Annotated in this window: 11 protein-coding genes; 7 read left to right on the top strand and 4 right to left on the bottom strand. The window is 64.3% G+C overall.

The annotated features are described in order from the left end of the window. Nucleotides 1–309: 309 nt before the first annotated feature. Nucleotides 310–474 carry a hypothetical protein gene (locus tag CSQ85_RS13080; RefSeq protein ID WP_181281928.1) on the bottom strand — a complete coding sequence of 55 codons (165 nt, stop codon included), beginning with the start codon at nt 472–474 and terminating at the stop codon, nt 310–312. A 116-nt stretch (nt 475–590) separates the two neighbouring features. Further along, the gene (locus tag CSQ85_RS07420) at nt 591–1982 is read right to left on the bottom strand and encodes an ABC transporter substrate-binding protein (RefSeq protein WP_150383532.1); all 1392 of its coding nucleotides are present in this window, start codon (nt 1980–1982) and stop codon (nt 591–593) included. Between the two features lie 493 nt (nt 1983–2475). On the opposite strand from CSQ85_RS07420, the gene CSQ85_RS07410 reads away from it, so the two are divergent. The 4 genes from CSQ85_RS07410 to CSQ85_RS07395 all read left to right on the top strand — a co-directional run bounded on the left by CSQ85_RS07410 (nt 2476) and on the right by CSQ85_RS07395 (nt 11262). Then, on the top strand, nt 2476–6594 hold the full coding sequence (locus CSQ85_RS07410) for a fibronectin type III domain-containing protein (protein ID WP_190972949.1): 4119 nt from the start codon (nt 2476–2478) through the stop codon (nt 6592–6594). A 210-nt stretch (nt 6595–6804) separates the two neighbouring features. After that, the gene (locus CSQ85_RS07405) at nt 6805–8211 is read left to right on the top strand and encodes an MFS transporter (protein ID WP_190972948.1); all 1407 of its coding nucleotides are present in this window, start codon (nt 6805–6807) and stop codon (nt 8209–8211) included. Nucleotides 8212–8370: 159 nt separating this feature from the next. Then, nucleotides 8371–9564, top strand: a complete 1194-nt coding sequence (locus CSQ85_RS07400; protein ID WP_150383528.1) for a LacI family DNA-binding transcriptional regulator — start codon at nt 8371–8373, stop codon at nt 9562–9564. 90 nt (nt 9565–9654) lie between these two features. Continuing rightward, nucleotides 9655–11262, top strand: a complete 1608-nt coding sequence (locus CSQ85_RS07395) for an MFS transporter (RefSeq protein WP_150383527.1) — start codon at nt 9655–9657, stop codon at nt 11260–11262. A gap of 216 nt (nt 11263–11478) precedes the next feature. Here the strand turns inward: CSQ85_RS07395 and CSQ85_RS13075 are convergent, their stop codons facing one another. Both CSQ85_RS13075 and CSQ85_RS07390 read right to left on the bottom strand, forming a co-directional pair. Further along, complete coding sequence (locus tag CSQ85_RS13075) at nt 11479–11622, bottom strand: hypothetical protein (RefSeq protein WP_190972947.1); 144 nt, start codon at nt 11620–11622, stop codon at nt 11479–11481. 435 nt (nt 11623–12057) lie between these two features. Beyond that, on the bottom strand, nt 12058–13515 hold the full coding sequence (locus CSQ85_RS07390; RefSeq protein WP_150383526.1) for a C1 family peptidase: 1458 nt from the start codon (nt 13513–13515) through the stop codon (nt 12058–12060). 557 nt (nt 13516–14072) lie between these two features. Here CSQ85_RS07390 and CSQ85_RS07385 point away from each other — a divergent pair. The 3 genes from CSQ85_RS07385 to CSQ85_RS07375 all read left to right on the top strand — a co-directional run bounded on the left by CSQ85_RS07385 (nt 14073) and on the right by CSQ85_RS07375 (nt 21017). Further along, nucleotides 14073–15032, top strand: coding sequence for a TatD family hydrolase (locus CSQ85_RS07385; RefSeq protein ID WP_150383525.1), 960 nt, complete (start codon nt 14073–14075; stop codon nt 15030–15032). Nucleotides 15033–15329: 297 nt separating this feature from the next. After that, nucleotides 15330–17738 carry a KUP/HAK/KT family potassium transporter gene (locus tag CSQ85_RS07380; protein ID WP_190972946.1) on the top strand — a complete coding sequence of 803 codons (2409 nt, stop codon included), beginning with the start codon at nt 15330–15332 and terminating at the stop codon, nt 17736–17738. A 231-nt stretch (nt 17739–17969) separates the two neighbouring features. Then, nucleotides 17970–21017: a bacterial Ig-like domain-containing protein gene (locus CSQ85_RS07375; protein ID WP_150383524.1), complete on the top strand. Its 3048-nt coding sequence runs from the start codon at nt 17970–17972 to the stop codon at nt 21015–21017. Nucleotides 21018–21235: the final 218 nt, after the last annotated feature.

Genomic DNA, 21235 nt, shown 5'->3' with positions numbered 1-21235 from the left:
CGTTGTGTGACTTGCGCCGGCTCCCGTCATCCCATCCCGCGGTTGCGGTGCCCATCACGCGGTGAATTGCACATGGCGCGGTGAAACCTCCATCACGCGGTGACGAGAAATGGCGGAATTCCGCCAAAACGTAAAAACGTCTCACCGCTTCATGGGGATTTCACCGCGCCATGGGTGTCCGGATTGCGCGATGTGGGTGGCGCAGGGGTGGCGCAGGGGTGGCGCAGGGGTAGTGCAGGGGTAGTGCAGGGGTAGTGCAGGGGTAGTGCAGGGGTAGTGCAGGGGTAGTGCAGGGACGCGTCGCCGGCGTCACAGGAAGCGGTTTCTGATGAACTTGGCGATCGCGTCGATCGCGGCGCAGCCGGCCACGATGAGGACCGCGATCAGGGTCGCGTGGGCGAGCCGGTCGCCGTTGGCGAGGATGCCCGAAGCAGCGGCGAGGACCGTGTCGGAGGCGAGAATCTGGCAGATCATGATGTTCCTTTCGGTGGAATGAATTTGCTGTCGCGTTGAACGACCCCTCAGTCCCGCTTCGAGGGTCAGCTCCACTGACGAGGGAGACCAAGGGGCGGGGCGGGGTGCGCGTTTGCCTACTTGACGGTGAATCCCTCCTGACGGCCGTAGTCCTTGAGCGCCTCGCCCCACTTGACGAGCGAGTCGGCGAGCGTGTCCTTGCCGTGGTAGGTCTGGCCGATCGTGTCGACCGAAATCGAGTTCGCGTACGCCATGTACGGCAGGTATTCGAAGCCGTCCAGCACGTCCTTCGACGCCTCGGCGATCACCTCGTGCGTCTTCTGCCCGCCGAAGAAGTCGTCGGTCTCGTCCAGCCACGCCGTGTCCGCGAGCACCGAATTGAGCGGCGGGATGCCGCCCTGCGCGAGGTTCACCTTGACGCCGTCGCCGTGCGAGAACCATTCCGCGAACGTGTACGCGGCGCGGGTCTTCGCCTCGTCTGAACCCTTCGGCATCGCGAGCGCGCCGCCGCCGTTCTCGCCGTTCGCGTGCGCGCCGGCCGTGTACTGCGGCATCGGCGCCATCCGCCAGTCGCCCTTCGTGGCGGACAGGTTCTTCTGCATCGACGAGACGAGCCACGCGCCGGTCAGCACGGAGGCGATCGATCCGTCGTCGAGTTTGCGCCACCAGTCGTCCGTCCACATCGGGGTGGCGGTGTCGATGAGGTTGTCGTCGATGAGTCCTTGCCACATCGTCGTGAACTTCGAGACGTTCTTCGCCTTCATGTTCACGCCGATCGTGCTGCCGTCGACGCTGAACGGCTTGGCGCCGGCCTGCCAGAGCATCGAGGTGATGAATCCGCCGTCACCGGTGTCGTTGGTGACGCGCGCCTTGCCGCCGGTCGATTCCTTGATCTTCTCGGCGGCCTCACGGTATTCGTCCCATGTGGTCGGGGCCGTGGTGACGCCCGCCTTGTCGAAGGCCTCCTTGTTGTAGAACATGACCATCGGGCCGGAGGAGATCGGCAGTCCGTACGGCTGGCCGTTGACCGTCACGTTCGACTGCGCGGCCGTGGTGAAGTCGTCCTTGATGGAGTCGTATCCGTAGTCGTTCATCGAACGCAGCTGGTCGGAGATCGCGAACTGGTGGACCGCGTTGAAGTCGAGGTAGACGAGGTCGGGGATGCCGCGGCCCGCGTTGAGCGCGTTGGTCAGCTGCATGTACTCGTTCTCGTTCGCACCCGCGTTCACCACCTTCACCGTGATGTTCGGGTGCGATTCCTCGAACGCGTCGACGAAGTCGCCGATGGTCGACTGCCAGGTCCACAGGGTGATTTCGGTCGATCCATCCGCCGAACCATCGCCGGTGCCGGTGCCGGTGCCGCCGTTGCCGTTCGATGATCCGCCGCATGCGCCCAGCGTCGCGACCATCGCGGCGGATACGCCCAGAGCGGTGATCGTGCGGACCGCGCGGATCGTGCGGGCGGTATGGCGGTGCGACCCGCACGATCGCGACGCCTTCTCCACCATCGACGTTCTCGACGTCTTCGACGATCGCGGCAACCATGACAGGCAGGACATGACGTTGGCTCCGATCTTCCTTGTTTCGTGCTGTTCCTGTTGTGCGTTCCGCGCCCCATATACGACATCGGTGGGGCCTCGGACCGGTTACCGAGTGTAATTTGCGCTCATCGGGGCTTTGCCGCAAAACGGCAAATTGGCAAACGGGCGCCGGCGGTCGGCCGGCAAGCAGCCGGCGGACCGCCGGGAAGCGGCCGGGAAAGGCGTGAATCAGGCGTCTGACGGCGCGGCGTCTGGCAAAACACGCGGCAAACGGATGACAGGGCGGATGGCAAAGAACGGCAAACTTTGGCAAAACGACGATGGCAAAGAATGGCAAACGAATTCGGCCCGTATGGTGTGAGCCATGAGCCGGGAACAGCCCGGCGGAACCGAAGACGGTTGTCGAGGGTTATCGAAGACGGGTTCGGTTCCGACAAGACAGGAAGCGAAAGGTATTGCAATGAGGCTCAACCTCAATGGCGTGTGGGACTTCTACCCCAACGGCGGCGACGAGCGCCACGACATCGTCGTGCCTACCTGGTGGGATTCGCTCAGCCGCACCACCGGTTATCCCGAGGATTGGGAGAAGGGCCTGCGCCACGGCGTGTACGTGAAGACCGTGGAGCTGCCCGCGGACATCACCGACGAGGACGTGTTCCTCCACGTCGGCGCCCTCGCCACGCTCGGCAAGGTGTTCGTCAACGGCAGGTCCGTCGGCCCCGTCACCACCAAGGGCTACCTGATGACCCTGCTGCCGTACGACCTCGACATCAACGACGCCGTGCGCCCGGGTGAGGAGAACGAGATCCGCATCGAGGTGTGGAGCGTCAAGGCCCTGCCGGACGACGCGCTCGCCACCGAGGGCGGCCCCGACCGCCTGCTCTTCCCGTTCGGCGTCGAGAACATCGTCGGCCGCGTCGGCATCGGCGAGGACGTCGCGATCGTCACCCGTCCGAAGCTCAGGATCGACGACCTGCAGATCATGCCGGACTTGAAGAAGAACGCCGATCCGAGCGACGACGAGCTCGCCGTGAATGTCACCGTCGTCAACCACACGGCGTCGGACGCCGATCTCGAACTCGACGCCGTCGTGCGCCCGTTCGAGAAGTCCGATTCCGGTGATTCCGGCAATGCCGGTGATGATGTCGCCGCCAAGCCGGCCCCCGCCCTCGCCTTCGACGCCGAGCACGTCCACGTCGCCGCCGGCGAGACCGCCGTCGTCCGCCTCACCAAGGGCTGGCCGACCGCGCACTACTGGTCCCGCACCGACCCGTTCCTCTACACGCTCGACGCCACGATCAGCGTCGTGAGCGCGAACGGCGGCAACGAGACCGTCCACGAGGCGTCCGACCGATTCGGCTTCCGCCAGTTCTGGCGCGAAGGCGACAAGTACATCTTCAACGGCATCAAGATCCGCCTGCGCGGCGACTCCCTGTGCCTGCTCAACCAGGGCGACCGCGACCTCATCAACGAGATCGGCGACGCCTACGGCGTGATCCTCGACGACAACCACGCCACCGACGAGATGGCCAAGGCGTGGCTCGACGCCTACCAGCACGCCAACTGCAACATCATCCGCAACCACATCCGCTCCGTGCCGTCGCATGTGCTCATGGACCACGCCGACGAGACCGGCATGCTCCTCGAGGAGGAGACCGCGTTCTGGAACCCGGGCTCCACGTCGAACGTGTCGCTCGAACCGCCGTACTACCTCAACTACTCCGACGAGGCGATCGGCTACTACGTCGAGTGGGTCGAGCGCTGGGTGCGCGAGTACCGCAACCACCCGTCGATCATCCTGTGGTCCACCACGAACGAGGCGTGGAACCCGAACGACGCCGAGATCCTCATCCCGCCGCTTGAGGCCGCCGCGAACCGCGAGGACCCGACCCGCATGGTCATCAACGACGGCTTCAACAAGCCGATCACCAACGAGGACTCCCGCCACTACTTCGGCGGCTACCCGTCCGGCATGACCAGCGCGCCCGACATCTACGACCTGTACCAGATCGACGGCGACCTGCCGCTGGGCGCGGGCGAGGAGTTCTCCGTGTCCACCGCCGGCATCCCGCAGTACGCGGAGGACGGCACGATCAAGGACATCTACCACGGACGCCTCAACGGCAACCCGGACACGATCTCCCGCGCCGATTTCGGCCGCGAGGTCGGCCGCGTGACCCGAGGCGTGCGCACCACACGCATGGCCAACTGGAAGCCGTTCTGCCTGTCGATGTTCATCTACGACAACATCGAGAAGGTCATCGAACTGGACCAGTCGGCCAACACGCACGGGCTCAACCCGAAGGCGCTGCTGAGGCCGCAGTTCGACCCCACCGCCACCGGCGACGCCCGTTGGATCGAGGGCGACGGCTACCGGTACTTCGCCAACTCCTACTCGGATGTTGCAGCGTTCGACAAGGAGTTCGACAAGGAACCGCGTCTCGGACTGCCGCACAGCATCTACGCCCTCGGCACCACGTCCCAGCGCACGCTCATCGTCTACAACGACGAGGAGATCGACGGCACCGAGCTGGAGGTGCGCTGGACCGTCTCCGCGCTGAACACTGCGACCGGCGAACGCCGCGAGGTCGAGTCCGGCTCGAAGACCGTCACCGTCGGCCATGGCGAGTTCGTCGAGACCCCGATCACGATCCATGTGCCCGGCGAGGTCGAGACCTACGAGTCGAAGCTCATCGAGACCCTGAGCGTCGTCAAGGCGGGCAAGGTCAAGTTCACCGAGGACAACTTCCTCGGGTGGATCGGCCGTCCGGCGCCGGCGAAGATCGGCTCCAACCGTCCCGGCATCGATCTGGGCCGCGTCGACTGGGCGTCGCGCAACGTCAAGCACTGCCTGCACCTGAACCAGCAGGGCGGCGCGCTGAGCGAGAAGTGGACCGCCCGCGTGGTCGATGACGCGGCCGGTTCGATCAGCTTCGAGCGTCTTTCCGGCAACCTGCGTCACGAGCAGGAGCTGTTCTACACGGTCAACGTCGCGGGGCTCGAGCAGGGTCGCGAGTACACCGGCCAGATCGAGTACACCGGCGAGAACGACGACACCGTCACCATCACCGTGCGATTCGTCGCGGGCGCGATGCCGGCCGCCGACGAGGCCGCGAACAAGGCGCTCGGCGCCACCGTGCGCGTGAGCTCCTCGTCGACACGCAACGGCTGGACCGCCGCGTCGCTCGTCGACGGCGAGTTCAAGGCCGACTACAACCACTTCGGCTGGTCCAGCGAGCCGTCCAAGGAGAACCGCGATGAGTGGGCGCTCCTGAAGCTCGCGCATCCGACCACCGTGGCGCAGGTCGTGCTCGCGCCGCGCGGCGAGAACCCCGGCGGCACCGTCGCCGAGGCGTTCCACGGCGAGGGCGAGGGCGTCGGAGGCGTGCAGGAGTTCGCCGCCGGCCACCGCGCGTTCGATCCGAACCAGGGGCAGGGCTTCCCGGTCGACTTCACGATCTCCGTCTCCGCGGACGGCAGGGCGTGGACCAAGGTCGCCGACAAGCGCGACTACGCGCTGCCCGACAACGGCAAGCCGCGCGCCTTCGACTTCGCGCCGGTCGAGAACGTCCAGTACGTCAAGGTCGAGGCCACGAAGCTGCGTTCCAACCCGAACGAGCACGGCGAGTACGCCTTGCAGCTGGTCGAGATCGCCGTCTTCGACGATCACCGCATGCCGGCGATCCCGTCCGAGCCGACCGACGTCGCGGTCGCCGTGCAGGCGCACGACGTGCAGGTGAGCTGGCAGTTCGCCTCCGACGGTCGATCCCCGATTCTCGGCACCACGCTGACGCTGACCAACACGGACGGTGAGGTCATCCCCGCCGCCGTGACCGGCACCGACACGCACGCGCTCATCGCGGACGTGCCCGCCGGCGAGTGGACCGTCACCGTGCAGGGCCGCAACGAGATCGGCGAGGGCGAAAGCGCCGTCTCCGCGCCGTTCAAGGTCGGTCGCGCCGGTGCCGGCGAGGTCGATGCGACGCTGCCGCGTCCGAAGGCCCCGGTCGCCGAGCTGCTGGTCGAATCCGGGTCGGTCGCCGTCTCCTTCGACGAGGTCGACACCCGCTCCGGCTTCGGCCGCGGCGGCGCCAACATCCACCTGACGCCGGTGTCCGACGCCTCCGGTTCCGCGGACGCGCTGCCCAAGCGCACCGCGTGGGTGCCGGTCGGCACCACCGCCTTCACGTTCGCCGACGTCGCGCGCGGCACCTACACGGTCACCGTCGAGGCGACCAACGGTGAGGATCGCGTCTCCGATCCGAGCGATCCGAGCGATCCGGTCATCGTCGCCGCCGTGCCGGCCAAGCCCAACAAGCCGGGCGTGACCTCCGCGGGCGACACGATGAACGTCACGTGGAAGGCGCCCGTCGACGGCGGCGCTGCGATCGACTCGTACGTGCTGACCCTGAGGAACCTGACCGAGAACACGGTCAAGGTCGTCAAGGCCGCGGCCGGCGAGGAGTCAAAGAGCGTCTCCGGCCTGACCCCGGGCAACTACACGGCCTCGGTGATCGCCGTCAACGCGATCGGCATGTCCGCCGAGTCCAGCCCCTCCCTTCCCTGCCTCATCAAGTAGGCCGCCTCGTCCCCGGCCCCTCTGATGGAACCCGCCCACCCCGGCCCCCTCTGACGAGGGGGCTGTCAGCGGAGCTGACTGGGGGAGAGACCGCGCGTCTAACGCGCACAACACAAGATTTGCCGCAGCCCTGGCCGCGGCATGCCCGGATGCGACCACCGCCGCATCCGGGCGACAGCAAACAGAAGAAGAACTAAGGAGTTCTCGATAATGAGCACTGCAACAGCGCAGCCGGCGAAGAAGACGCCGCAGAAGCTGACCTGGCTGAACATCGTCGGCTATGGTTCCGGCGATCTCGCCAACAACATCGGCTGGCGTATGATGTCGATGTTCCTGGCCACCTACTACATCTACATCGGCATCGACCCGGTGGTCACCGCCAACATCTTCCTGTTCGCGCGCTTCTTCCAGGCCGTCGTCTACCTGCTCGCAGGCAACTACGCCGACCGTGTCAAGCCGAACAAGAACGGCAAGTTCCGTCGTCTGGTCGTGATGTTCGGCGTGCCGATGATGGTCGCCATCACGCTGATGTACACGATCCCGACCGACATCGACATGGCCCTGAAGATCACGTGGGCCATCGTCACCTACCTGCTGTACCAGCTGCTCGGCGCCCTCGGCGGCGTGCCGTACGGCGCGCTCCTCGGCGCGATGACGCAGGATCAGAACGAGCGTCAGCGCCTGTCCTCCGCCCGCATGGTCGGCGGCGCCCTGTTCGGCCTGATCGCCACCTTCACCCTCGCCCCGGCCATCAACACGGTCACCGACCAGGCCGCGCTCGCCAAGCTCATGCTGCCGGTCGTCGCGATCTTCTGCCTCGTCGGCGCGCTGATCTACGTCTTCCTGTACAAGACCACCATCGAGCAGATCGACGTCCCGGAGCAGCCGAAGGTCTCCTTCGTCGACACGCTCAAGGCCATCGTCATGAACCCGGCCCTGCTCATCCTGTGCTTCGCCACCGGCTTCTACCTGATCGCCACCTGCGTCGGCTCGATCGGACCGATCATCGCCAAGGAGGTCCTCGCCAACGGCGCGGACGCCGGCACGCTGGCCCTCATCACCACGCTCGTCACCTTGATCAACGCCTCCATCGGCGTCGTGGCCTCCCCGTTCGGCCCGTTCATCGCCCGTCACCTCGGCAAGAAGGGCGGCTGGTACCTGGGTTGCGCGCTCGGCATCATCGGTGGTGTGATGTTCATCTTCGTGAACAACGTGTGGCTGTCCCTCGTCGCCCTCGCCCTCAACGCGATCGGCGCCCAGTTCTGCGGCAACTACGTGTGGGGCATGGAAGGCGACACTGTCGAGTACTACGAGTGGAAGACCGGCAAGCGCACCGATGGCGCGGCCATGGCCGGCCTGAGCTTCTTCCGTCAGATGTTCGGCGCCCTGACCTCCTGGCTCGGCCCGGCCATCCTCGCCTTCACCGGCTACAAGGCCGGCATGAACGTCGCCCAGGACCCGTCCGTCGCCGAGAACCTGCGTCTCGCCGCCGGTCTGGTGCCGCTCATCGGCTTCGTGATCTCCGCCGCGATCATGTACTTCTACCCGGTCACCGAGGAGAAGTTCAAGCAGATCAAGGCCGAGCTGGCCGAGCGTCACGCCGCCGCGGAGGCCTGATCGTCCGCTGATTGTCGACTGATTGTCGACTGATTGTCGACTGACCGGCTGGGCCGCGTCATGTGACTCGCGTCGCATGGCGCGGCCGTATCCTGTAGTGCAAGGGCAATCAACGATGCCGGTCGGACGCCTGTCTGATCGGTGGAATCGGAGGGAACGATGACGGAACGCAAGGCCGCTTCCAGCGCCACCAAGCGCGTGCGTCTGGTAGATGTGGCCGAGGCGGCCGGCGTGGCCGTCTCGACCGTCTCCCGCGTCTTCTCCGATCCCGGACGCATCAACTTCCAAACCGCCGAGCATGTGCTCGCGGTGGCCGAGGAACTCGGTTACCGCCGCAGGCCGGCGGTTTCGCCGTCTTCGAAGTCCGTTTCGTCTCAGGTTCCCGGTCCGACCCCGGTTTCTGTTCCGGGCCTGATGAACCCTGTGAGTTCGGGGAGCCCCGTGAATCCGGTAAGCCCCGTGAACCCGGTCGAGGGTGGCATCATCGCCCTCGTCGTCAAGGACACCGCCGACGGCATCTCCTCGCAGATCCTCAAGGGCGCGCAGGTCACCGCGATGGAGGCGGACAGCGCCGTGAGCGTCATCGAGACCGGCACCTCCGCCCAGCGCACCACGCAGATGCTCGATCATCTGGTCGGCAAGGTCGACGGCGTCATCCTCGCGACCGATGCGCCCGGCACCGATTTCATCCGCGATTACGCGCGACGCATGCCGCTCGTCGTGCTCAACCGTCCGGTCGAGGGCGTCGCGAGCGTCATCCCCGACCCGCGCATCGGCGTTGTGCGGGCGCTGAGCCTGTTCAAGCGCTACCATCACACGGCCGTCACCTACGTGGCGGGTCCGTCCGCGTCGTGGGCGAACCAGTCGCGCTGGCGATACCTGCACGACATCGGCCAGCGCATGGGGTTCAAGGTCAATCAGATCGGCCCGGTCCACGCCACGGTCGAGGGCGGGTATCAGGCGGCGCTCGCGTTGGAGGGCGGGCGGGCCACGGCGATCGTCACGTACAACGATCTGATCGCGGCTGGCATCGTGCTGCGACTGGGCGCGGACGGCGTGAAGGTGCCGGACGACGTGTCCGTCATCGGCTTCGACAACACGCTGATCGCGCCGGTCGTGACCCCGCCGATCACGACGATCCGCATCCCGCGCGCCCAGCTCGGGCAGGTCGCGGTGCGTCGGCTGCTCGGCCGCGATCCCGGCTCCTACCGCAATCCCGCCGACGCGCAGGTGATGGAACGATTCGCCGAATACGGCATCCGCTGCGAAGACGAGGAGTCGCCCGACATCACGCTCGTCGATACCTCGATCATCGTGCGTCGATCGGTCGGCGAACGCCGCCGCGTCCAGTGAGTCGACGTGCGGGGCAGTCGGTGTGCGATGATTGAAACCGATCGCGTTTGACCGCGATCGACGGAAAACGATGAAGGATGGTCGATCATCATGTCCGATGGTTCCGGCAGCGGTTCCGGCAGTGGTCTCGGCACTGGCTCCGGCAGCGGTTCTGATAGCGACAGTCGGGCGCTGCGCGACGCGCTGAGCGGCACCGGCCCGCGCAAGATCACGATGAAACAGGCCATCGGCTTCGGTGTCGGCGACTGCTACGGCGGTGGCCAGCTGACCCTCATCGCCACGTATCTTTCCCTGTTCTGGACGCGATTCTGCGGTATGTCGATCGGCACCGCGCAGACCGTGATCGGCCTGAGCGCGCTGATTTCGGCGATCGCGGCGCTCGTCTTCGGCGTGCTCGACGACAACCTCTACCGCTACGACCTCGGTTTGCGATTCGGCCGTCGCCGCTTCCTGCTCATGCTCATCGCGCCGCTGATCCTGCTCGGCGTGTTCCTGTGGATCCCCGGCCTGCCGCTTGCCGTGTACGCGGCCGTCTACGTGTTCTGGGTGGTGCTGACGCAGGCGTTCCAGACCGCGTACAACCCGCTGCCCGGCGAGATGACGCCCGATTTCAACAGTCGCGCGAAACTGTCGACCGTGCGACTGTTCATCTCCACCGGCATGGGCACCGCGATCCCGGTGGTCGGCGGCATGGTCCTCGCCGTGACGGGCGAGACCACGCCGGCCGGGTACATGATCTTCACGATCGGATCGACCGTCATCTTCGCGATCGCGGTGTTCGCCTGCTGGCGTTCGACGTGGGAGATGACCCCGGAGGCGGCCGGTTTCGGCGCCTACGCCCGCGGCGCGCGCGACGGGCACATCGGCGCCGAACGCTGGTTCGGCCGCGCGATCAAGGTGCTGCGCGAATACGCCTCGACCCTGCGCATCAAGGAGTTCCGCAAGCACCTGGCGATCTATCTGCTGGTGCAGGTGTCGATGGACGTGTTCGGCCAGACGTTCGTGTTCTTCGTCGTCTACAACTGGAGTCGCACGGCCGCGTTCGCCTCGCTGCTGCTCGGCTGCGCGGTGGTCTCCCTGCCGCTCATGCCGGTGTTCGGCTGGGCGATGACGCGCATCGGGCCGAAGCGCCTGTATGCGATCAACTTCATCGGATGCCTGATCGGCGTCGCGTGGCTGTTCGCCGCGTGGATGCTGGTCGGGGTGATGCCGGGGCCGGTGTGGACCGTGTTCGCGGCGGCGGGCGCGCTGTGGTTCTTCTCGTTCAAGTCGCTGTGCGGCTACCTGCCGTGGGCCGTGTTCCCGTACATCGCGGACATCGATCAGATCGTGACGAGGCGATACCGTTCCGCCACGTTCTCCGGTATCCAGGCGTCGTTCCGCCAGTTGGGGTCCGGCCTGGCGACGATCCTCGTCGGCGTGGTCCTCGGCGCGGTCGGCTTCGACGCGACCCGGCCTGCGCAGACCTTCGGCGCCCGTGTGGGATTGGGCGCCGTGCTGCTCGGCTGGTTCGCCTGCGCGATGATCGTCTGCTGGATCGTCTCCGCCCACCTCAACATCGACAAGCGCACCGACGGCATCGTCCTCGCCGAGATCACCCGCCTGCGCAACGGCGGCCAGAAGTCCGACGCGACCCCCGAGACCCGCGCCGTCGTCGAATCCCTCACCGGCCTCCCCTACAACAACTGCTGGCGCTAGCGCCTGCCCGGTTTTGGGGCCCTTGTCAGGACGTTGCCGTGAAGCAAACAGCGGAGCTGTTTGTAGGCAACGTGCGAGCCGACAGGCGAGCCAACATAACGCGCACGCAGTGCGTCCTTAATTGCAGGACGAGCTGGCCGCGAAGCGGACTGAGGGGTAGTCATGGCCAGTCGTATTTTTTTTTTGTTGTTCTATTCGAAGAGTTCGAGTTCGCCGTCATCCCCGCGGTTCTGTGGACCGCAGGTACTCCCGCAGGAACGGGATGGCGAAGTCGACGCGGCCCCGCGCCGGTGCTGCGATGATGTGCTTGTCGAGCAGCCGTTGCCGGTAGATGTTGGCGTAGTCCATGCTCTCTCCCATGCGTGATGCCACCACCGATGTCGATGACGGCCCATCATCCTGGGCCATCGCCCGCAAATATGGTCGGCATTGGCCTGCGTGGTTCTGTGCGGTGTCTCGATTCCGGTAACGGCGTACGGATATCGTGGCCTGAAGGAGGCCGACCTCGTCGAACGTACGCTGAGGATTTGTCAGCGTACGTCGGGCGGGGCTTGATCCCGCTTGTCACCCGTATTCGTACGCTGCCACGCTCGCAACGTACGAATACGGGTGATGGGATGCCGATGCCCCCGGAGAGCGTACGCTGACGAAGTCTCAGCGTACGGGGAATGGGGTTCTGGGTTTGGGCTGAGCCCGGGTGTTTCGCCGTGAGTCTCAGCGTACGGGGAATGGGGTTTCCAAAGGGGTTCCGGAGACATAGGGCCCGTCCCCGGAGGCACGGGAGACCCGGGAGACTCAGCGGCAGGGGCGGGTGAGCGGCTGCCAAGGGTCGAGTTCGACCGGTTCTGCGGTGAGCAGGGTCCGGGTGGCGTCATCAAGGTATTCCTTGCGGATGATGAGCTCGGTGACGAAGCGGTCGAACCACTTGTCGGACATCACGTAGTAGCCGTCGACGCCGGCGTCCTTGCCCCAGCTGTTCTCCACCTTCCAGCGATCCGGCCTGCCGTCGGAGTCGAGGTTCACGCCGGTGAAGGTCATCGCGTGGTTGCTTGGGCTGTCGGCGTACTCGAGGGCGTCGGCCTTGTCGAGCGTGAATTCGGTGCCGAACAGCTGGTCGACGCGCACGACCGACTGGTCGAAGAAGCCCTCCTTGCGCAGTGAGAACTGCGTGCAGTCGCAGGCGAACCAGATCGGATGTCCGGCCGAAAGCTGGTCGATCGCGGCCTTCTTGAACACGTCGAGCGGCACGTTGACGAACTCCATGTCGCCGGCCTCGGCCACGTTCGCCGTGTAGCGGATGCGGTATCGCGTGTTGAACGGCGTGCGCGCCATCGGCGCGTTGGCGAGGGTCGCGAAATCATTGACGTCGACCGGCACGTACTTTCGGTAGAACTCCAGCGGGGTGATGCCGGTCTCTCGGATCTGCGGGCGATCGTCCTTGCCGGACTTGCCCTTGTCCTTTTTCTCCGACTTTTTCTCCGACTTCTCGGCCGAATCGCCCTTCTTGTCGTCCTTATCCCCGTTCTCATCGTCGTCCTTCACGCGCGCGAGGAAGTCGAACCGCTCCGGCGGCTCGCCGAGCGCGATCGAGCAGATACGGTACACGACCGACATGTACTCGTCCTTGATCGCGCGCAGCTCCTCCGTGCCATCGGCCGCATGACGACGACGCAGCTCGATCGCGAACTCGCGCAGCTTCGAGTTGAGGTATTGCTTGAAATCGTCGGAATTGCGCGAATTCGCCGACTCCGGGTACGCGCTCTTCGGCACCAGACCGTACTTGTTCACGAGCGCCGCGAACATCTGCCACCATCCGCCGTCATCGGATGGGCCGTCGTTGATGATCTCGAACAGACGGTCGTCGCTCGGGCGATCAAGCGTCGACAGCACGTTCTCGAGGTACGTGTTCGACTTCTCCATCGTGTCCCAGAAGAACAGGTAGGACTCGGAGAACTCGAAATCCTCGAGATTCCAACGATGCATGAGCTCATAGCGCAGCGTGTTGAGCGAGGCGAACATCCAGCAGCGGCCAGAACGCTCCTGATCGGTGATCGACCCCTGCTTGAGCTCGATCGAGAAGTCGCGCGGCAGCTCGCGCACGCCGCGGTAATCGGTCGCCGCCTTGAGCACGCCGGCCGACACGGCCGCGTTCGCCGCGACGAGATTCGCGCGCTCGCCGTTGAAGTCACTGGAATAGTCACGCAGCAGTTGAGGCTTGATCGCCTTCGCCGCGTTGAGATTCGTGTTCGTCATTGATGCTCCCACCTGATGAATGGTCTGATGAATGGCCCGATGAATGATGCCGACTGACCGTTCGGTCGTGTCCGCGATCGAGCGCAAAGTCCAGCGGCAGTATACGACCATGATTCACCGCTCAACAATTACGACATACCTGACGCAGGAGTTCCTGTGAATCCGTCATGTGCGCAGTCTCATCGTGGGTCTGCGTGGCTCTTCGGTGCAATCGGGTGGTGCCGTGTGCGTCGTATGTGGTTTGATCCGGCCTGACCACAGGGAACGTACGCTGAGGGTTCGCCAGCGTACGTCGGACGTGGCTTGATGTCGGTCATCACCCGTATTCGTACGCTGCGCGCGTGGCCCCGTACGAATACGGGTGATAGGACGCTGATGACCACGGGGAACGTACGCTGCCTGCGTGGCAGTGTACGAAGACAGGGGGTTGGATGCCGATGGCCACACGGAACGTACGCCGTATGTGCGGCGGCGTACGGGAACGGTGGATAGGATGCCCGGATGCCACTGGGAACGTACGCCGGGCCCCAGTCTAGCCTCGCCTACACTGGGTAGCTATGAGCAAGCATCATCATCGCGACCGCAGCTGGGCGCCGGCCCCCGAATCCCTTCCCGCCGACGCGCAGGTCATCGACAATCACACGCATGTCGCATCGGTCGTGCCGTTCGCGCGGGCGATGAGTCACGAGGCCGTCGCCAAGGGGCAGCCGGAGGTACCGGTCTACGGCGTCGACGAACTGCTCGCGCAGGCGGCGGCGGTCGGCGTGACCGGGATCATCGACTGCGGCTGCGAATACCCGAACATGCAGCGGGCGATCGACATGGCCGTCGATCACCCCGGGCAGGTGCACGCGGCGATCGCCATCCACCCCAACGAGGCCGTGCGGCACGGGCATCGCGCCGAACCCGGCCCCGACGGACTGCCCGTCACGTACAAGCCGTACCACGACGTGAGCTTCGACGATGCGATGGCCGAGGTCGCCCGACTCGCCCGCGCCTACCCGGACCAGGTCGTCGCGATCGGCGAGACCGGCATGGACCTGTTCCGCACTGGCGGCGACGCGATCGCGCTGCAACGGGAGGCGTTCCGCGCGCACATCGCCCTCGCGAAAGAGCTCGGCCTGCCGATGCAGATCCACGATCGCGATTCGCACAAGGAGGTCATCGAGACGCTGCTCGCCGACGGCGCGCCCGAACGCACGGTGTTCCACTCCTACTCGGGCGACGCCGACATGGCCGAAATCGCGCGCGAGCACGGCTGGTACCTGAGCTTCTCCGGCACCGTGAGCTACAAGGGCAACGACGGGATCCGCGAATCGCTGCGCATCGTCGGCCTCGATCACGCGATGGTCGAAACCGACGCGCCGTACCTGACGCCGATGCCGTATCGTGGCCGCACGAACGCGCCGTACATGATCCCCTACACCCTGCGCGCGATGGCCGACACCCTCGATCTTCCCCTCGCCGAAGTCGCCCGCGGCGCCCGCAACACCACCCGCACCGTCTACGGCGTGTGAGCTCGTATGTATGGCCCCCCCTCTGACGAGGGGGCTGTCGGCCGCAGGCTGACTGGGGGAGAGAAGGAGGGTGGTCTGGTCGGTCGCGGAAAACACCGTATCGGTCGAAGACTGATTCCCTAATCATGGTCATACGTTGGGATAAGGTAAGCGTTAAGAATTTGTGAGGTTTTCGTTAGGGCGATACCATGTCCTTTCGAAAGAGGCGTCGAACAGTCGAATAATCGTCCGACGGGAAGTAAGGAAGATCGCGGGTTGCAGTTGGTCCCGCGCTGAGACCGGTGGAGGACCGAACGTATGGCTGAGTCGAATCAGAGGCCCGAACGCGCTCGAAAAGTCAGCGGCGGCGCGCAAAACGTCAATACTGCGCCCGATTCCGCGCAGTCGCAGGTCGGGCAGGCCGCGCAGTCGCAATCCGCGCCGGCCGCGCCCGCCCCGGCCACGGCCCCCGCGGTCAAGTCCGCGGAGAAGGCCGCCGCGGCCAAGGCGCGTCAGGAGAAGGAGGCCCTGCTGCGGGCCGACACCTTCACCAACGCGCCGAAGGTCTCCCGACGCACGCTCACCAGGGAGGAGCGTCAGGAACTCGTCAAGCAGGCTGAGGCCAAGAACAAGGAGGCCGAGAAGCTCGCCAACACTGCCGCGCGCGGCCGCTTCGGCCGCTGGTGGGCGCGATTGCAGTCCGGTCCGGACAAGGTCACGTGGGGCATGGCGATCGTCGCGCTTGGCGTCGTCTACGGCGACATCGGTACCTCGCCCCTCTACACCGCGCAGACGTTCCTGTCCGGCCAGGGCGGCATCGGCAACGCCGACCGCGAGGCCGTGCTCGGCATGCTGTCGCTCGTGTTCTGGTCGATCACGCTGATTACCACCGTCAAGTACGTGCTCATCGCGATGCGCATCGACAACAACGGCGAGGGCGGCATCTTCGCCCTGTACTCGCTGATCCGTCGTCGCGGCGCGTGGCTGGCGATCCCCGCGATGGTCGGCGGCGCCGCGTTCCTCGCCGATTCGGTGCTGACACCAGCCGTGTCGATCAGCTCCGCGGTCGAGGGTCTGCAGACCCTGCCGCCGCTCGAAGGGCTGTTCGACGAGAACCCGAGCCTGACCCTGATGATCACCGTCGTGATCATCGTCGTGCTGTTCATGGTGCAGTCGCGAGGCACCGAGTCGATCGGCAAGGTGTTCGGCTCGATGGTGCTCATCTGGTTCAGCTTCCTCGCGATCGTCGGCATCGTGAACCTGTCGAACGACTGGACCGTGTTCGCGGCCCTCAACCCGGTGTACGGCATCAAGTTCCTGTTCAGCCCGCACAACGCGGCCGGCATCGCCCTGATGGGCACGGTGTTCCTGTCGACCACCGGCGCCGAGGCCCTCTACTCCGACATGGGCCATGTGGGGCGCGGCAACATCTACTTCACCTGGCCGTTCATCAAGATCGCCCTCGTGTTCAACTACTTCGGCCAGGGCGCGTGGATCCTCGCGAACAACCGCAACCCCGAGTACAGCACGATGAAGACGCTCAACCCGTTCTTCCAGATGATGACCCCGAACGTGCGATACCTCGCCGTGATCCTGTCGGTCACCGCGGGCGTGATCGCCTCGCAGGCGTTGATCACCGGCGCGTTCACGATGGTCTCCGAAGCCACACGACTCAACTGGATGCCGCATCTTCAGGTGCGCTACCCGGCCCGCACGCGCGGCCAGCTGTACATCCCGGTCATCAACGGCGTGCTGTGCGTCGCCACCCTGCTCGTGCTCGCCCTGTTCAAGGACTCCGAGCACATCTCCGCCGCGTACGGTCTCGCGCTGACGATCACGATGATCACGACGACCGTGCTGCTCGCCGTGTACATCTGGTACGACCACCACCGCCTCGGCGCGATCGTGTTCCTCCTGATCTTCCTCGCGATCCAGGCGATGTTCTTCATCGCGTCGATGGCGAAGTTCCTGCACGGCGGCTGGTTCACGATGCTGCTAACCATCGCGATCCTGTTCATCATGTACACATGGAACGAAGGCACGAAACTGGAACGCGCGCAACGGCGTCACATGCAGCGTCAGGACTTCCTGCCCACGCTCGAGAAGCTGCATGGCGATTTCCGTATTCCGTATTTCGCGGACAACATCGTCTACCTGACCTCCGATAACATCATGAAGAGGCTCGACACGGACATCTTCTTCTCGATCTTCGCCGATCACCCGAAGCGCGCCCGCGCATGGTGGGCGGTGAGCGTCGAGACCACCGACGAGCCGTTCACGCGCGAGTACGAGGTCGAGAACTTCGGCACGAACTTCCTGTTCCGCGTGCGTATCCGCTTGGGATTCAAGGTGTCGCAGTCGATCCCGGCGTACCTGCATCAGATCATGCACGACCTGTCGAAGACGGGGGAGCTGCCGCAGCAGAAGTCGATCTACCCGAAGGTGGACGCCGACCCGAACATCGGCACGATCCGCTACGTGCTGATCCACAAGGCGCTGATGCCGGAGTCGAAGGTCTCCGCGCGCGGCGCGCTGTCGCTGTCGGTCAAGTACGCGATCCGCCATGTGGCCGGCTCGCCGGTCAAGTGGTTCGGTCTGGCGCCGTACAACCCGCTGGTCGAGGTGCAGCCGCTGTTCGTCTCGACCCGTCGCCCGCCGCGCCTGAAGCGCACCGAGCGTATCGACCGCGACGAACCCATCACCGCCAACATCCCGGCGGTGAAGTAGGTCGCCTGCGAATTCTTATAGGTCTCCCAGATCGCCTCCGTAACGATTCTTCGTCGCGGAGGCGATCTTCGTTTTGGGGTGTATGAAGCCGTGGCCGCGAGCGTGCGAGTCGCCGGTTTTCAGTAAGATTTACCCCTGTTTGGAGGGGATTCATCGTCGAGAGAAGAGGGTATTTCTAGAGGAAAGAACCAGATCGTCAGGGTCTGGTTTCCTAGAGACAAGGGGTTCGGAATGGCGAATCAGGATCATTCCAACGAGCGTCGTCTGGTCGCGCTGCTCGCCGCCGCCTGCACGCTGGGCTCGCTGGCCGTCGCGCCGGCCGCCAACGCGGCGACGACGTCGGTGACCGCCGACAAGGCGCAGACGACGACGTCGCAGACGACCGAGGCGGGTAACACGTCCGATAAGGCCGACGCCACGGCCGATAAGACCACGGGCACCGGTGAGACCGGCAACGCGGATAACACGACCGCGGGCGATGCCAACAATGGCAACACCGCCGCCGGCGACACCAACCAGGGCGAGGACGCCGCCGCCACCGACGTCGCTACGGTGACATCCGCCGACGGCACGACCATCACGCCCTACGAGTCATTCCGCAAGGCTTTGGCCGCCGTCAAGACCGGTGAAACGGTGACGTTAACCAAGAGCACGTCCGAGAACGTGGATGTCGCCCAAGGAGTCGAGAACTACACGGTGACCGCCGCGGAAGGCGCTGTGTATTCCGGCACGATGACGGCGCATGGCGCTGTCACGATCACCGGCATGACCTTCTCGTTGGACGGCACGAATGGAACCACCACCAGCGTGTCCATTCAGGGAGCTGGCGGTGTCGTTGTTAAGAACAACACGTTCGGCGTCGCCGAGAATGCCGCTAAAAAGACCTATAATGGCGTGTTCTTGGCTCAGGGATCTGCGCGTGCCACCATCGATGGCAACACGTTCAACTTCTCCGTGCCGCAAAGCAACCATGAACGCAGGGCGGTCAACATTCAGGGCAACCCGACCATCAACGAAGTTGCGATTACGAACAACAAGTTGAATGTCACCGGTGCGGCTAACGATAAAGGCATGGTCATGCTGCTGTCCGCGCTCGGCAACACTGCGAATGGCTATGGCGTGACCAACCTCACGGTCACGGGAAACACCGTCACCGCTGATGCCGAATCCAAGGGTTCCGCATACGGCGCCTATGTGCAGGGCGTGCAGAACATGACGTTCACCGGCAACTCGTTCACTAACCTGCGTCAGGCCCTCGGTAGCGGTGTCGCCACCGGTCAGAACACGAAGAGCGATAAGGTGACTGTCGGCGACAACACGTTCAAGGGCACGACGTTCGGCTACAACCTCGGCAACGGTGTGACTGACGATGGTTTGACGTTCTCCAAACCGGATAACGGCAACACCAACAACCCGAACATCGCCGCGGGCGTCCCCGGCAAGGATGGCGTGATCACTCCGTACGCGACTCTCGCAGAGGCGATCAATGCCGCACAGAACGGTGATACGGTCACACTTCTGTCGAATGTCACGCTGAGTAGTGTGCTGACAGTTGGTAAGACGATCACGCTTGATGGCCGTGGATATTCCCTCAACGGCCAGCTTGTTTTGGGTGCACAGGCCACGGGAACTCAAATCACGAACGTGCACTTCATCCTCAACAGCACGACCAAGGTTACGAATTTCTCGTCTAGTGTGATGATCAGTGCTGCTGACCGCGTGCAGGTGACCGGTAACACCTTCACGATCACTGCTGACGCCAAGATTACGTCCGGCAGAGCCGTGGGCGTGAATGTTCAGACCAATTCCGGTGAAAAGGTCGAGGGTACCGTGATCTCCGGCAATACGTTCGATATGGCTGATGGAGATAGTGGCTATCATTACGGAGTCTTGCTGACTAACGAGGTCAACTCTGGCACGGAAGCCGGCGTCATCAACACGGTGATCTCAAATAACACCATGCTTGGTGCGGCGAAGCTCAACAAGACCCGGTTCCTCGCCACTTACGACACTGCTGCTGAACCTCGACTCGGTGTTAGTGGTGTCACTGTCACCGGCAACAAGCTTGCCGTGGGAGAGGACAATTATACTGACCTACTGATTGATTTCTGGGGTGGCACCACCGGCATCACCCTCTCCGGCAATGAGTTCGGAGCTGGCCGCATGGGTGTTCTGTTCCGTACACAGATCTTCCAGCAAGGTAAGAAGACGGCCCTTCAGGAGAACATCACCATCACGGGCAACACGTTCAACAGCGATACCGCTGTTGTTGACAACGGTGGCATCAAGGTCTCCGAGAAGTCCCCGTTCATCTTTGGCGGGGAGCACGCCGATGAGAACAAGTTCGGCAAGAAAACGGTTCCCTTCGCCGGCGCCAGTGGCGATTCCACGCTGTTCTACGGCGTGACCTACCGTATCGTCGGCACCGATGAGCTGGAGGGTTTCGAGGTAGTCGCCGAGAACGGAACTGTTGCGAACATCCCGTCCAAGGACGGTTACACCACTAGGGTGTACGTCAAGGTTGGTAATGACTACAAGCTGTTCGATCCCTCCACCAAGGTGACGGACAACCTGACCCTGTACGTGACGTTCACGTCGAACGGCGGTAACGGTGGTAACGGTGGCGGCACCGTGGTCTACCCGTCCAGCCCCGAGGTGACGACCAAGCCGAACAAGCTCGAGTACAAGATCGGCGAGCAGTTCGACGCCACCGGCATGGTGGTCAAGTACCGTGGCAGCACCCTCACCCCCGACCAGTACACGGTGACTCTTGACACCTCCAAGCCGGGCAAGGTGAAGGTGTTCATCACCCTGAACTCCGACCCGACGAAGGCGACCTCGTTCGAGGTGACGGTCGTCATCTCTGACATCAAGGTGCATCGCCTGTACAACCCGCGTAGCGGCGAGCACTTCTACGTGTCGAGCGAGAACGAGTACAACGCGCTGATCAAGTCGGGCCAGTGGCGTGACGAGGGCATCGGGTTCACGATGGTCGATTACGGCACGCCTGTGTACCGTCTGTACAACCCGGGTGGCAAGCATCTGTTCACGACGTCCGTCAAGGAGCGTGACGTGCTGATCAGGGCCAAGTGGAATTACGAGGGTGTCGCGTTCTACGTGCCTGAGTCGTCGGATGGTTCCGATGATTCCGCCGCGAAGGTGCATCGCCTGTACAACCCGGGCAACGGCGATCACCTGCTGACCACAAGTGCGAACGAGCGTGGTGTGCTGGTGATGCATGGTTGGCGTGACGAAGGCACCGCCTTCACCGCCAGGTAACCCGCAGCATCGGGTTCCATCAGGCCTCGGTTTCCGTGCGATTCGCACGGTGCCGGGGCCTTCTTGGTTGTATCGGCGAGAGGCGCGTGTTGGTTGGTGCCGTGTTCGTCTCTCTGGAGCACTCCCAGTGAGAGGCGTGTGCGGGGCGGTGACGGGAACGTCTCGCGGAGACAGAGGCTGGCGGGAGGTGTGCGTGGGATGGTGACCGGTTTCTCTCA

The sequence above is a fragment of the Bifidobacterium rousetti genome (genome assembly GCF_008698235.1).
Taxonomy (GTDB): Bacteria; Actinomycetota; Actinomycetes; order Actinomycetales; family Bifidobacteriaceae; genus Bifidobacterium; species Bifidobacterium rousetti.
Note: the sequence above shows the minus strand (reverse complement) of the source record. Positions and strands in the feature narration are given on the sequence as shown.